The sequence below is a fragment of the Streptomyces paromomycinus genome (genome assembly GCF_003865155.1).
In the GTDB taxonomy this organism is placed as follows: Bacteria; Actinomycetota; Actinomycetes; order Streptomycetales; family Streptomycetaceae; genus Streptomyces; species Streptomyces chrestomyceticus.
The window spans coordinates 93443-107161 of record NZ_BHZD01000001.1; the positions used below are offsets into that span (position 1 = coordinate 93443).

The following is a 13719-nucleotide window of genomic DNA, read 5'->3' on the forward strand; positions in this document are numbered from 1 at the left end:
CCGCCACCACAGCACACACCACACCGACCCGAGTCAGTTTCGGCCTTCCACCCCGCCTCCCCGGCGAGCGGCCCTACAATCGGCACCGCCAGGCCGGACCTGACCCACCGATGAACCACGTAGCCCCGCTCGTCCCGCTCCTCACGCGCGTGAGGGTGCTGCCCCCTCCAGCCACACCAGCGACTCTGGCCGGTACCCGCTCCCCACGCGCGTGAGGGTGATGCCTTCCGCACCTGAGCCCAGCTGACCGCCCACACCCGCTCCTTCCTATGCCGGTGATGATGCGGCTGGCGAGGCTTCTCCCTGCTGTTCCGGCCCCGCTCACACATCGGCGAGACGGGCGCGACAGCCCCGCCAAGAACCGCAGGTCACCACCTCCACTCCTCACACGCGTGAGGGTGCTGCCTCCGCCGAGCATGTTCTGGTGACCCTGCTCTACCACTCCCCACATGTGTGGGGGTGTCGCCGTGCGATGGTCCAAGCGAATGCCGCGTTCGGTCGATCTCCCACACGTGGCATGGGGTGTCGCCTGCCCCAGCATGTGGTTCGGAACAATGATGGCCTTCTCCCCACGCGCGTGAGGGTGCCGCCGGCTCGTTGGAATGCTCCAAGCACGGCAGTTTCCGCTCCCCACGCGCGTGGGGGTGCTGCCGCCGTCTCCGCGCTCGTCCACTCCGGTCTCGCCCGCTCCCCACACGCGTGAGGTGAGGGTGCCACCCGGCTCTCGGCGCTCCCTGAGGAGCCGTGCACACCGATCGCGAAGACACGCTCGCGCTATTGCAACTCGCATGAAAGTGTCCTGCGGCTTTGCAGTCTGTGTCCCACGTATCTCGCGCTCGCTGCGCCACATACCCCCTCATCTGTGCACGTCAGAAAGCACACCGCTAGGACACCGAAATGAGAGATCTACGGACACTGGACCGCGAGTCGGCACCGGCGCCCCGGTCCAACCAGGTGACCACGAGCACCACGGCACACTGACGTACCGAAGGGGCACTTGCCTATGCGTACCTGCCGTCCCACCGCCGCTGCTGCCACTGCCTCCGCGCTCGTTCTCAGCGCCGTTGCCCTCACCACGTCGGCACCGGCCGCCCAGGCAGCCTCCACCTCCACCACCGCCGCCGTCGTCCATGAGAACGGCAAGGAACTGCTGTACCGGGCCACCCCCGGCCAGCACAACAAACTGTCCGTGGACGAAAAGATCGAGCAGCGCGGCGAGTTCGAGTCGTACTACGTCCTCACCTTCCACGACCGCTACGAGATCGCCATCGACCCGAACGCGGCCGATGCCGACGAGTGCGCCTACCCCACGCCAGGTGACCACACCGCCGTACGCTGTGCCGTCACGATCCCGGAGAACTCCGACGACTCCGACACCTACGCCATCGACCTCGGCGACCAGGACGACACCGCCACCCTCGAACCGGACAGCCAGGCCTGGGCCCGGGTCCACGGCGGCAAGGGCGACGACGTGCTCACCGCCTCCGCGGGCGCCATGCTCCACGGCGACGACGGCGACGACCGCCTCGACGGCGGCAGCGGACCGTTCGGCTTCGGCTCCTACGGCGGCCCGGGCAACGACACCCTCACCCACTGCGGGCAGGACTGCTACGGCGAAGCGGGCAACGACACCCTGACCGGCACAGACGAGGACAACACCCTGCACGGCGACGACGGCGACGACATCCTGCACGGCAAGGGTGGCGCCGACGTCCTCTACGGCGGCAAGGGCAACGACAAGCTCTACGGCGAGGCGGGCAACGACACCCTGTGGGGCAACAGCGGCGACGACGTCCTCTACGGCGGCCCCGGCACAGACAAGCTCTCCGGCGGCCCCGGACACAACGAGGTGCACCAGGACTGAAATGAGACGCATCGGGGTCGGGGCCGGTCATACCTACAGGCAGACGGCAGCTCAACGGGACTGGCTTCCCGTCCGCTACGAGGCCCCCTTCACGTCGCCTTCATCGGCGAGTGGCTCCGGCCCCTGTTCTCCTCGACACGCCTGGTTGCGCGCAACGCTTGCGAGAGCGCGTCAACAGTCACACCCACTACGGCCAGGAGCTGCGCCGGGCTCGACCCGGCTCTGCTCATGACGGCGAGAGACTGGTTCACGGCCGCCGCGTGTTCAGCGAAGGCATCGGCGTCCCGGTCGGTCAACCGCCCGGCCTTCAAGGCGGCACGCAGGCGCGCACGCTGGCAGCCGAGCGCCTTCTTGGCGTACGCCGCGACGGCTGGCCTCAGCACCGGAATCGCCATGGCTGACTGGGCAATCAGGCATCCATCGGGCAGTTCGGGGTCGGCGATGCGCTCAAGGGTGACGTCGAAAAACGCACGAACAGCCGCCAAGGGTTCCGAGGCCGCGCACGACAGGGCGGCGTCGTACTTGTCACCGTAGCGCGCGGCGTAGCGGTCCAGGCAGCGCAGGAAGAGCGTGTCCTTGTCGCCGAGCGAGGAGTAGATGGAGCTGCGGTTCAGGCCGGTCGCCCGCGACAGGTCGTCCACTGAGGTGTCGGCGTAGCCGGCGCGCCAAAACTGGATCATCGCGGCGTCGAGTGCCGCGTCCATGTCGAACTGCTTCTTGCCTGCCACGTGGCACTTCCTTGCCGGTGCGTCGATGTCCATGGGCCGTGCTGCACACCATTCCATCTTGAACTGAATGGTTCAAGATCTGCTATGTTGCAGGCATGGTCATGACCGCGGGCCCCCGCAAACCGGGAAAGTGCACTGTCCGACGCGACCGGACACCACCTCGTCCCGGCGCTGGCGCTCACAGCGGTCAGCACCTCGGGGTCGCTCCCGCCAACGGCCTGACCGCCCTGCTGGTCTCGCGGCTCCTCAGCGGCGCGGCAACCAGTTTCACCACCGCGCCGGCGACGTCGTCGATCGTGGAGACCGTGCCCAGCCGCAAGACCGCAGCGGTGCTGGCCACCGCCGCCGGCGTCGGCAGCCTGAGTCCCGGTGTCATCGGCGCGGGCCTGCTGACGCAGTTGATCCCGGCGCCGATCCGCACCGTGTTCCGCTGCTGCCTCGGCGCCCGCGCGGCAGCGGGCTCTGCCTGGCCTGCAGTCACCCCGAGACCGCAGGGCCGAGGACGCACTGGCTGCCCCCGTCCGCCGCCCGACACGTCCACGCGGTGCGGGCCGGACCCGCTCGTTCGCCGCCAACGGCGTGCTTGTGGCCGGACCGGCGAGCGTGAACAAAGCCTTCCCGTCGCTCCCCCCGCGTTTCTCCGTGACGACCTGGGCACACCGAACCTGGCCGTCCTCGACGCGGCATCGGTCCCCTGTTCGTCAACCCACTGCTGGCCGCCCAGGTCTCCACGCCCCCGCGGCTCCTGGCGGCGAAGCACCCGGCCAGACCTGCCGGCAATCGGGATGAGCCTCATCAAGACGGCACGGTGGTCCCGCTGTGCGCCTGTCTTCATCGCCGGCACCGTCTTCGCCGGGCCAGCTGTCGGGATCGTGATGTGTCACGGTCTCGGCGTCACGCACGGGCTGAGCGAACCCGGCAGCCGCGCCGAGTTCAGCACGACGTATTTCCTGTTCGTCCATTCCGGCCTCGTCGGCCCTCTCCTACTGCGGGGCGTCTCGACCAGACAGCCGAAACCCGGATCTCCAACATCACCCTGACGATTCTCGCCACCGCCACCGCCACCGCCACCGCCACCGCCTCGCCACCGCCACCGCGCTCGCGGGCCTGCCTGGCCCGGGGACGTAGCACTGAACCAGCAAGCCCCACATCAATGGAGGATCCCCGTGACTACCCCTGCGACCACCACTCAGCATGTCTCCCAAGCCAACCCGGTCCGCGACCTGCCCCTGCACGACCTGGACGGGTTCACCCACCGCTGGGTCGACGCAGACGGCATCCGCCTGCACGCCGTCGAAGGCGGCCAACCGGCAGGCCCGGCTGTCGTCCTGCTCGCCGGGTTCCCGCAAACCTGGCAGGCCTGGCGGAAGGTCATGCCCCGTCTCGCCGACCGGTTCCGCGTCATCGCGATCGACCTGCCGGGCCAAGGCCACTCCGAGCGCCCGGAGCGCAGCTACGACACCCACACGGTCGCCGCCCACGTCCACGCCGCCGTGAAGGCACTCGGAGTGCCGGCATACTGGCTGGCCGCCCACGACATCGGCGCCTGGGTCGCCTTCTCCCTCGCCCTCAACCACGAGAACCAGCTGCACGGGGTCGCCCTGCTCGACGCCGGGATCCCCGGCATCACCCTCCCGGAAACGATTCCCACCGACCCGGCCCGGGCGTGGAAGACCTGGCATTTCGCATTCCACCTCGTGCCCGACCTGCCCGAAACCCTGCTCACCGGCCGCGAACGGGACTACGTCGGCTGGTTCCTCAAAACGAAGGCCCTCTCTCCCGACGCGTTCGACGACGCCGACCTCGACCACTACGCAGCGGCCCTCGCCGCCGACGGCGGCCTCCGCGCCTCCCTCGCCTACTACCGGGACGCCGCCGAGTCGGCGCGCAAGAACCACCGGGCGCTCAACCGGCAGCACCTGACCGTGCCCATCCTCGGAATCTCCAGCAGCCACGGCTCCATCCCGGACATGGCAGCCTCCATCAGCCCATGGGCCGACCACACCACTGGAACCGTCGTGCCCGACGCAGGACACTTCATCCCCGATGAGCAGCCCGAAGCCGTCGCTGCCGCTATAGCCGACTTCATCATCGGCCGCGACTGACGCCACTCAGCGCCACTCAGACCTGCCCGGCGCGCACCCGCCCAGGCGCACGGCGGCCAGGACGCCCTCGTCCTGGCGGGCCTTCGGACAGAAACAGTCGTCCTGACGCGGACGGGCCGCCGACCGCCCGCGCTGAACTGCCCGGCCCATGGCAAAGCCTGTCCCGGATGCGCCTGCCGCCACGGCGAGCCCATAGCCAGCCGCTGGCCGCCCTTCAGCAGCCCCGGCTCTGCTCCGGCCGTGGCGAATCTGCGCCCTTTGCGCTGGCCCGGACCCGGCATGACGGGTGGTCAGCCTGCGATGTCGTTCTGCGGTTCCGCCAGGCTGCAGGCAGCGCCCAGGAAGGTGAGGGTCCTGCGGATCTTGCCGGGAGCGAGCGTGCCGTTGATGCAGTGCATCATCGCGTGTGAGTGGCCCGCAGCCCCTCGTGAGGAACGGCTGCGCCAAGGTGTTCGCCAGCGGCTCGGGAGTACATACGCCTCTGGGCCGTTACGGCAGTGGTACGGCTACACCATGCGGCGGACGGTGCTCCGCCTATGGTTGGACGCCATGGGGCTAGGCTGACGAAAGCATCGAAGGCATTGAACGGCATCGCCTACCCAGGAGCCTGCCATATGCCCGCCGCTGCCCCTTGTCCGACAACCCATCCGCCGACGGGGAGCACTTATCCGACCGTGCATCGCATCGTGTGGTCCCTGGCGTCCCGGCCTGGGCACTGCATGCGGCGGCCGCGGTCGTCTGGCCGTCCGTGCCATCGGCATCGGGGCATCTGGGGGTTGTGTCGGGTGCTCCGCTCGGACTCGGGCCGTCCACATACGATGCGGTGCTGCTGCCGGGCTGGGGCCTGCTGGTGCTCTCCTGCTGCCGCTGGCCCAGGAAGACCTGGCCTGGCCTGGCTGACACTGGGGCTGGTTCGGCCGTGGGGAGAAGTGTGGCCGCGTCGGCTGCCGTACCTCCATGGCCGTCCGGTTCCGGTATGCACAGCGCACTACTACCAGCGCCGCATGCGTCGCTGAAGGACGGGGGACCGACCGCTCACGCCGGCCCACCCGCTCGTCGATGCCGACGGCCCGGCGAGCTGCTGGCATTCCCCGGTACGGTGGGCCGCCCGCCCACCTCGCGCCGGGTGCGTGAGCTGCTGGAAGCCGTGGTCACCAGGCAGCTCATTGCTTCCCCGACTCTCGCGTCTGCTGAAGCCATGCTTCTTGCGCGCCGTCGTCGTCACCGTCCAGTGTCCGTCCCTCTGTGTGAACAACCCGACGCAGCCCGCACCAGGCCAGTCGACGCGAGTTCCCCGAGTGCTGGCCGGCCAGGTAGCCAACCTCGTCGACGGCGCCCGCCACGGTCACCGTACGATCAGAAACTGCCGCCCGGCGCGGCAAACAGCGGGCGGCCCGGTCCTCTGCCTTGAACAGCAGCTGTGGCCCCCACAAGAAGAACGCCGCGCCAGTACGGCGGGTGCCGCCCAGACTCCGGTCCGCGAAGACCCCGGCCTGCCAGACACAAACACAACCTTCCGCAACACTCGTCAGGAGCGGGTTGCGGTCGCGCAGCCGTTGCCCGCCTCCGACGTTCCGTCGCTCGTGCCGATCGGCTTGCTGCGGTCGTACGGATCGACCTCGTGGGCTGTGTCGGCGGACTGCTTCTCGGCCGTGCCGAAGGGCGGTTCGAAGTAACCGGTGGGGCCGGAGCAGCCTCCGTTGGTCATGTCGAGCGCGTACGAGACAAGGGACATCGTGCCCGGTTCGGTGCTGACCTTGGCCGGGTTGTCCCAGCTCATCACCACCTTGCGCCGCACGATCGTCCGGATGACCTCGGCGTCCGGCCCGGCGTCGCCCGCTGCCTGGGTGACCGGGTAGACGAAGGTGACGTCCGCCGTCACCTCGACCGCTCCCTGTTTGCCCTCTCGGTACGTGAGCCGACCGCGTGTCTTGACGACATCACCGACCAGCCGGGTCCGCTCCGGCCGGAAGCGGCTGAACAACCGCAGCGGGTCGGCCTCGGAAGTCGGCGCCGTCGACGACAGGGCGCTGCGGAGATACTCCTGGACGTCCTTCTGGTGCGGGTTCAACAGCGCGATCGCCTTCGTGGGCCGCTCGCCGCGCAGCACGCGAGAGTCGAGCCCCGCGGCCGCCATGAAATCCCGGCTCTGCTGGAGGACCTGCTCGACCTGGGCGGCCTCCATCCAACCGGTTGCCTTGGCCTCCGGTACCGCGATCCCGGCTGCTCCGTCGGCCCAGCGGGCGGCGGGCGAACCTCGGAAGGGTTCGGCCAGAGTGGGGCGAAGAGCGGGCTCTGCGCCAGGTGCCTGCCGCGGGCTCTGGGACTCCGCGGCCAACGGCTTCCCGTCCTGCCCGCCCTCGTCACCGAACCAGCCGACGAGCTGCTGCGGGAAGAGCGCCACGGCCAAGAGAGCCACAGCCGCCAGTCCCGCCACGTACCAACCTGCTTTACGCCGAGGCCGACTTGGCGAGTACGAACGCCAGCCCTCCGGCTGCCCAGGACGCTCCCGTAGCCGCCGCCCCACCTCACGGGCGCGCGCCGACGGCTCCACCGGAGCCCCGGGCGCACCTGCCACCGATTCGCGGAGGAACCGTTCCCACTCTTCGTCGGACACGGACGAATCGCCTTGTCCCCCAGCCGCGCTCACAACACACTCCCGTTTTCACTCGATCGCCCGGCATCTGATGGCGCGAGCCGCAGATCACCTGACCAGCAGCTCGGCTGCGCGCCGAACCATCCACCACAATGCACGCATGATCGCATAAACAGGGGTCCGGGCCGACGGCAGCCGGACGCCGGTGCCGGCGGCGGTCGGGGTGGGCGGGCCACCTCGACATCTTCCCCGCGTGTCTGGGGGCACGGACGCCGTGCGGCCAGCTTCGGGCGAAGCTCCGCACAGCACACCGCTGTTCGTCTTCGTGCGTTTCCGTACGTTTCCGTACGTTTTCGTACGCTTTCGCACCAAGACGTACGCGATCTTCTGGCCCAGGAACGTACTGTCGAGGCTCAGTGCGCTGGCGGCGAAGGCCAGGCGCTCGGGAGCGCAACGCCGGAAGGCGAGTTGCCTGCGTACTCCATCACCATCACCATCACCATCACCATCACCGTGAGCGTCCTCGCCGCGCACCACGTCGGACTGCGCACCTGGCTGCGTTCGGCAGTCGCCGCAGATGTCGCATCCTTCGTGGAACGCTCGCTTGGCCATGTGCACCGCACCCGAGGTGAGCTGGGTGAGACGCTCGTGGTCGCGGCTGGAGCCCGGATGTGGGGGCCTCAGTCGTTAGGGGCAACCGGCTCGGGAGCGGCGTCGAGCGCGTCGAGCACTGCGTCGCCGTTCGCCCTCGCCCACTCGGTCAGCACGTGGATCGGATCGATCAGCGTCGCCCCGAGCGGAGTCAGCTCGTACTCGACGCGGGGCGGCGCCTCGGCGTAGGCGTGACGGCGGATGAGGCCGTGCGCCTCAAGCCGTCGGAGCGTCTGGGTGAGCACCTTGCGTGAGATGCCGCCGATCAGCTCGATCAGCTGGCCGTGGCGTACCGGGCCCTTGCTGAGGCCGTAGAGCACGACCACCGTCCACTTGTCGGCGATCAGCTCAACCGCCAGACGCGCTGGACAGTCGGCCAGAAAGGGATCACCGGGACCGAAACCGCTCATGGCGCCAAAGGTACCTGGCGGTTCCTGTCGGAAACATAGCCTGGTTTCTCCTCCCTTTTCGAAGCCAGGAGAGTCATGCGAGTCATCACCCAGCAGACGTTCGGCGGCCCCGAGGTGCTCACCATCGTGGACGCGCCCGAGCCCCAGCCCCTGCCGACCGAGGTTCTCGTCCGCGTCAAGGCGATCGGGCTGAACCCGCTGGAGGCGCGCCTGCGCGCCGGCGAGTTCCCACTGATCGGCCGACCGCCATTCGTTCTCGGCTGGGACGTCAGCGGCGTGGTCGGCGAGGCGCCGCAGACGTGGCGGTTCAGGCCCGGCGACGAGGTGTTCGGAATGCCGCTGTTCCCGCGAGCGGCGGGCGCGTACGCCGAGGTCGTGTCGGCTCCGGCGTTGCACCTGGTACGCAAGCCGGCGTCGCTCTCGCATGTCGAGGCGTCGGCGCTGCCGATCGTCGGGCTGACGGCGTGGCAGGGTCTCGTCGACCTCGGCGGTGTGTCCGAGGGCGACCGCGTTCTGGTCCACGGCGGTGGCGGCGGGGTCGGCCACGTTGCGATCCAGATAGCGAAGGCGCTCGGCGCACATGTGGTTGCGACTGCGAGCGGGAGCAAACGGGAGTTCGTCGAGGAGTGCGGTGCCGACGAGGTGATCGACTATACGGCGGTGGACTTCGCGGAGGCGGTCCGCGACATTGATGTCGTGCTCGATACGATCGGTGGTGACACCGCCGAGCGATCGCTCGACGTGCTCCGCCCAGGCGGTCACCTGGTGACGGCGGTTGTCGAGGAGGACGCGAAGCTCGCCGCCAAGTACGAGGCGGCCGGCATGCGCTTCAGCGGCATCGCGGTCGACCCCGATCCAGTCGCCCTGCGAGGTCTCGTCGCACTCGTCGAGCAGGGCAGGCTCCGGGTCCATGTACAGGAGACGTTCCCGTTCGAGCGCGTCGCCGACGCGCACCGACTGCTCGACAGCGGGCACCTCCAGGGCAAGCTCGTGCTCACCGTCTGATCTCGTCGCGGGGCCTCGCGTGAGCGAGGTGCCACTCAGTCCGGTTCAGTCCGGTCCGATGGTGGAGCTGGAGGCGAAGGAGGTCCTGGCTGCGGCGCGGCGGTCACGTGAGCCCTGGTCGTCGACCTGGGCGGCTTCCTCGTCCCCGGTGCATTTGAGGAGATCCTGACAGTGGTCCTCAGCGCCGTACGACGAGCGGGAAGGCTCTGCGCAGCATCCAGGCAGCATTCGGCGCAGAGCACTGCGAGCGCCTGGTGAAGGAACAGCGCGGTACGGGCCAGGCAGCACACCAGCCTCGCACGGCCGACAGTTGCTCGTCGGCCAACTCGTGAGCCGAAACAGCGCGTCGCCGGCCATGCGAAGCCCTTCATCGACAGCTCCCCTGCCGGGGACGGCCGGAGGCGGCTGCGGGCGGTCGTCTTCTCGACGCGCGGTGTCGACGCGGACACGGCCGGATTCGTAGGACCGCCCGGCAACGACGAAAGGCCACCAGATGACGAAAGGCGACTACGCGACCGGTGGGTCGGGGAACCGACGCAACGGCTGCTGCGGCGACCAGCCCTGCACCGCTGCAAGCGGCCCCAGCCCATGATGGAAAAGATAACGATGACAACGGGCGGCCTCCCGTATCGGCCCGGGGCTCCCCCTCTGTCCGGTGCGCGTCCTCTACAGCTCGAAGTCCAGGTGGATCACGTCGTTGATCTGCACTTCCTGCAGGGAGCCGGCACGGCGGCCGTCATCCTGGAAGTACACCTCCTTGAGGGCTTCGGCAGTCAGCTCGCGCAGTCTGTCGTCACCGGCGCCCTGCTGCTGGGCGTCGAAGAGGCGGGCAGCGTGTTGGGGCGGGAGTGCGACGGTGAGGTGGCGGATGCGGTCCTGGTCCGTCGTTCCGATCGGCGCGGTGTAGCCGAGGCGGGCGTGGACGTCGACGACGATGCCGTCGGTCGTCGCCGCCTTTTGCCGCGCCTTGGCCCGGATCTGCGGCTGCCACCGGGACTTCACCTCACGTTCCAGGCGCGCGGCGAGGTTCGGGCGAGGTTTTCTGATCTGGTCCTTGACGTACCGCTCCACGGTGCGCTGGGAGATACGCAGCATTCGGGCGACCGCCTTGGTTCCCCCCAACTGCTTGACCAGGTACCGCATTTGCGCGCCCGCCGACTTCGGCGCCGGTCGGGTGAAGGCTTTCTGCACCGCGGCGTCCAGGCCGTCTCCGAACAGGCTCATCGCCCTCTCCTACTCTCCATGGTCGACGTCGGTGACGGTGCCGTCCTTGATGTACCGGGCGAGGTTGAGCGCCGGGGCGTCGAACTGCTCCCGTACGCCCTCGCCCCACAGCGTGCTCTGGGTACCCTCGTGCTTGACCAGGCCGGGATTGACTCCGAGCTTGAAGCCGCCAGGCAGCGGCTTGCCCTCCCGGTACGGCAGGAAGTCCAGCGGGCCGGTGCCGTCGACCGCGTACACGACGCAGTCGGAGAGGATCGCGACCGGGTACTGGCCGGTGAACGCCGCGTGCTTGACGAGTTTGCGGTGCAAGTTGATCCGTGTACGGGAGATGACGGCCGCGCGGATGTCGGGGCGCCAGGTCGGCCGGGCGAGGGCGCGCCACGGCTCGCCGGGTCGCCAGCCCTCGCCACGCGGGCGCTCGCGCAGCTTGCCGAGGCCGCCCTTGACCGTCGCCTTGATCGCGGACGCCACGATCGCCATCTGCGGGTCACGGCTGCGGTAGCCGTCCATCGCCGCCAGGAAGTCGGCCGGCGCCAGGTTCTGGTCGACGCCGAGGTCGGCCATGGTGGCGAGGTAGGCGTCGCGCAGCCGGGTGTACCAGCTGTCCAGGTAGCGGCCGCTCTCGTACCGTACGTACGCCTCGACAGGGCGCACGTCGTAGCCGAGCTCCACGGCGTAGGCGACAGTCGGCGTCGTGTACCAGGCCGGGCCTTCGGGGCGCTCGCCCTTCGGTGTGAACGGGCTGGGCAGCAGGTCACCGTCCAGCTGCGCCCACGTGTCCTTGGCCACCTTCACCCGGGACAGGTCGATGTGCGACAGGTCGACCAGCCATGAACCAGGCAGCTTCGCATCGAACACGGGGTTCTTGACGTGGGTCGGAGCGCCGAGGCCGACGGTCAGGCCGTTGGCTCCGGCAGCGAACGCCATGTTGACGTCCAGGCCCACGAGACTGCGGCGCAGGCACTCGGCGTCGGTCATCGGCCGCGCCCAGTCGTACGCCTCCTCGAACAGCTTCTCCGCCGGACCGCGGACGTGGAAGCGCGGCAGATCCTTGAGCAGCGGGTGGCCGTCCGGGGCTTCGCACGGCGCGCAGTCCACCGGTTCCGTGCCCAGCGAGCCGGGGTTGTACTCGGAGTGCCGCTTGCCGTCGGCGTCCGGCTCGGAGGCGCGGGTCGGCGGGTGCAGCGCGGTCATCAGCTCCAGACCTGTGACGGCGGTGGAGCCGCGCGGGGTCAGCACCCGGGAGGCGTACGTGCCCAGCAGGCGCGCGAGTTCCGCCGGCGCGAGCTGACCGGCGGCGCCCCAGTGGCGGGCGTCGAGGGCGTTCCAGGACGGGATGCACAGTTGCACACAGGCACGCTCCGAACCTTGCGCCGGGCGGTAGATACGCGCCCACGGGCCGAACCCGCGCTTGGTCAACTGCCACTGCGCGCGGGCCAGTTGCTTGATGACCTTGTGGCCCTCCGGGATCCGGCCGGCAACCCGCTCCTCCTCGGCGAGGGTCACGGGCAGGCCGTAGCGCTCCAACGCGGCCTCGGTGAGCACGAGCAGCGGATCAGCCGGCTTGCCCGGGCCGGACAGCTTCGGCTGCCCGAGCCTGGCTTCTTTGAGAGTCCAGTCCACCAGGGCCGGGAGAGACTTGGCAGGCACGTCCAGGACCAGGCCACCGGTGCAGTACGCCAGCGCCTTCCCCTCCTCGATGTCGACGACCGCGAGCGGCCCGTTCTCGAAACGCGGGTCGGAGCCGTCTGCCAGAGGGGTGGCCACAGTCGCTTTCTTCGCGACCGGTCGGCGTGACGTCGTGGACGACTTGGCAGTACGCACTGGGCGCGGCGCGGCCACCGGAGGGGCGGCGGCAGGAGCAGGGCTGGTCCGGGGCGCCTCGAATACTGCGGTGTCCACAGCCCTGGGCGCCGGGCCCGGGTCCGGGGTTCGTACTTCCGTCGAGGCGGATGAACCGGTGCCGGTGTCCGGCACCGCAGCGTCCTGGACCGGGGCAGTCGTGCCAGACAGGGCACCCGTATCAGCCGTGTCCGCCGGAGCCGGGTAGAGCTCCGCGAGCCTGTCGAGCAGCCGGGCGTACGCCTCGCGTTCCGGGCCGCGCGGCTCGGTCGGCTTCTTGGCCGACTCCCAGGCCGACACCGTCGCCCGCCGCACCTTCAGCGCACCGGCCACGTCGTCCAACGTCAGGCCGTGCGCCTGGCGCAACCGCTTACGCTCCTCCGCCGACGGCAGCGGAGCACGGGACGCCACCAGCGCGTCGACCGCATCGAACAACTCGGACATGGGACACCTCCCGATCGGCACCCTATCCGACGAAGCGTACGGGTTGCGTTCCTTTACCGTACGGATGGCGTACGGACTGCGTACGGGAGGGTGAGGCGGCGTGGCGACCGGCACCGTAAGCAGACTTACATTTCGGTTGAGCCCATCGGACCCGTGGGGGCCCGGCGACGCAGGACGGCCGGTGGAGCACAGGCAGCGGGAGTGAGCCGACGAGTTCACCGCCATGCCCAGCCAGTTCCTGCGGGCCACCCACCCAGGGGCCGGGATCGGCCCGCCGCCCGAAACAAGTGCCACCGGCCGTACGGACGAGAGGGTCCATCCTTCGGTGAGTACGGCATCCGCTGGGCCCCAGGCGACCGGGACGGCATACGGATCGTTCAGCCGACGCGTCCTCCTCCTGCTCCCCCGCACGCGATGCTCACACTGACAGCGTTGGGGTTACGGGGCCGGACGCAGACCAAGCAGGAGTTCAAGCGCGCCGGGCGCGGCGGATCAGCCAGGACGCGACGAAATACAGTGCGGTGACAACTGCCCAGGCCGCCAGAAACTGGAGCGCGAGGCGACTCTCCCCCTCGCTCCAGACAATGGCGGTCACACCCGGACCGCCGACCCACCACAAGAACACGAGAATTCCGAGGAGTGCCGTAGCCAGTTCACCGAGGCCCTCCTTGACCCAGCTCAGCATGTTCGGCACTCCTCCAGATGTGACGTATGCGTGGTCAACGTCTTAGCTTAGTGAGCGTTGTGCGATCCCCAACCGGCGGCCCAGGCTCGTGAGGTACCCGCCCATTGAGCTTCGCCGCCGACTGGCGGAGCTGACGGTGACCAAGGCAGGGGAAGTCGTTCGTCG

General features: G+C 69.3%; 9 protein-coding genes. 3 read left to right on the forward strand and 6 right to left on the reverse strand.

From position 1 onward, the window contains the following. The first annotated feature begins 1003 nt into the window (after window positions 1-1003). On the forward strand, window positions 1004-1864 hold the full coding sequence (locus tag OEIGOIKO_RS43425; protein WP_125050673.1) for a calcium-binding protein: 861 nt from the start codon (window positions 1004-1006) through the stop codon (window positions 1862-1864). An 89-nt stretch (window positions 1865-1953) separates the two neighbouring features. On the opposite strand, the gene OEIGOIKO_RS00330 is transcribed toward OEIGOIKO_RS43425, so the two are convergent. Further along, window positions 1954-2592 (reverse strand): TetR/AcrR family transcriptional regulator, encoded by a 639-nt coding sequence (locus OEIGOIKO_RS00330; protein ID WP_125050675.1) that lies wholly within the window; start codon window positions 2590-2592, stop codon window positions 1954-1956. Between the two features lie 1166 nt (window positions 2593-3758). Here OEIGOIKO_RS00330 and OEIGOIKO_RS00335 point away from each other — a divergent pair. Next, window positions 3759-4697: an alpha/beta fold hydrolase gene (locus OEIGOIKO_RS00335; RefSeq protein ID WP_125050677.1), complete on the forward strand. Its 939-nt coding sequence runs from the start codon at window positions 3759-3761 to the stop codon at window positions 4695-4697. A gap of 1528 nt (window positions 4698-6225) precedes the next feature. Here the strand turns inward: OEIGOIKO_RS00335 and OEIGOIKO_RS00345 are convergent. Both OEIGOIKO_RS00345 and OEIGOIKO_RS00350 read right to left on the reverse strand, forming a co-directional pair. Next, complete coding sequence (locus OEIGOIKO_RS00345) at window positions 6226-7314, reverse strand: hypothetical protein (RefSeq protein ID WP_125050679.1); 1089 nt, start codon at window positions 7312-7314, stop codon at window positions 6226-6228. A 659-nt stretch (window positions 7315-7973) separates the two neighbouring features. After that, on the reverse strand, window positions 7974-8354 hold the full coding sequence (locus OEIGOIKO_RS00350; RefSeq protein WP_125050681.1) for a winged helix-turn-helix transcriptional regulator: 381 nt from the start codon (window positions 8352-8354) through the stop codon (window positions 7974-7976). Window positions 8355-8429: 75 nt separating this feature from the next. Between OEIGOIKO_RS00350 and OEIGOIKO_RS00355 the strand changes: the two genes are divergently transcribed. After that, on the forward strand, window positions 8430-9359 hold the full coding sequence (locus tag OEIGOIKO_RS00355) for an NADP-dependent oxidoreductase (RefSeq protein WP_125050683.1): 930 nt from the start codon (window positions 8430-8432) through the stop codon (window positions 9357-9359). Window positions 9360-10025: 666 nt separating this feature from the next. Here the strand turns inward: OEIGOIKO_RS00355 and tpg are convergent. The 3 genes from tpg to OEIGOIKO_RS00370 form a co-directional block, all read right to left on the reverse strand. Then, the gene (gene tpg, locus OEIGOIKO_RS00360; protein ID WP_125050685.1) at window positions 10026-10583 is read right to left on the reverse strand and encodes a telomere-protecting terminal protein Tpg; all 558 of its coding nucleotides are present in this window, start codon (window positions 10581-10583) and stop codon (window positions 10026-10028) included. A gap of 9 nt (window positions 10584-10592) precedes the next feature. Continuing rightward, window positions 10593-12869, reverse strand: a complete 2277-nt coding sequence (gene tap, locus OEIGOIKO_RS00365; protein WP_125050687.1) for a telomere-associated protein Tap — start codon at window positions 12867-12869, stop codon at window positions 10593-10595. A gap of 469 nt (window positions 12870-13338) precedes the next feature. Beyond that, window positions 13339-13554 carry a hypothetical protein gene (locus OEIGOIKO_RS00370; RefSeq protein WP_125050689.1) on the reverse strand — a complete coding sequence of 72 codons (216 nt, stop codon included), beginning with the start codon at window positions 13552-13554 and terminating at the stop codon, window positions 13339-13341. Between the last annotated feature and the right edge of the window lie 165 nt (window positions 13555-13719).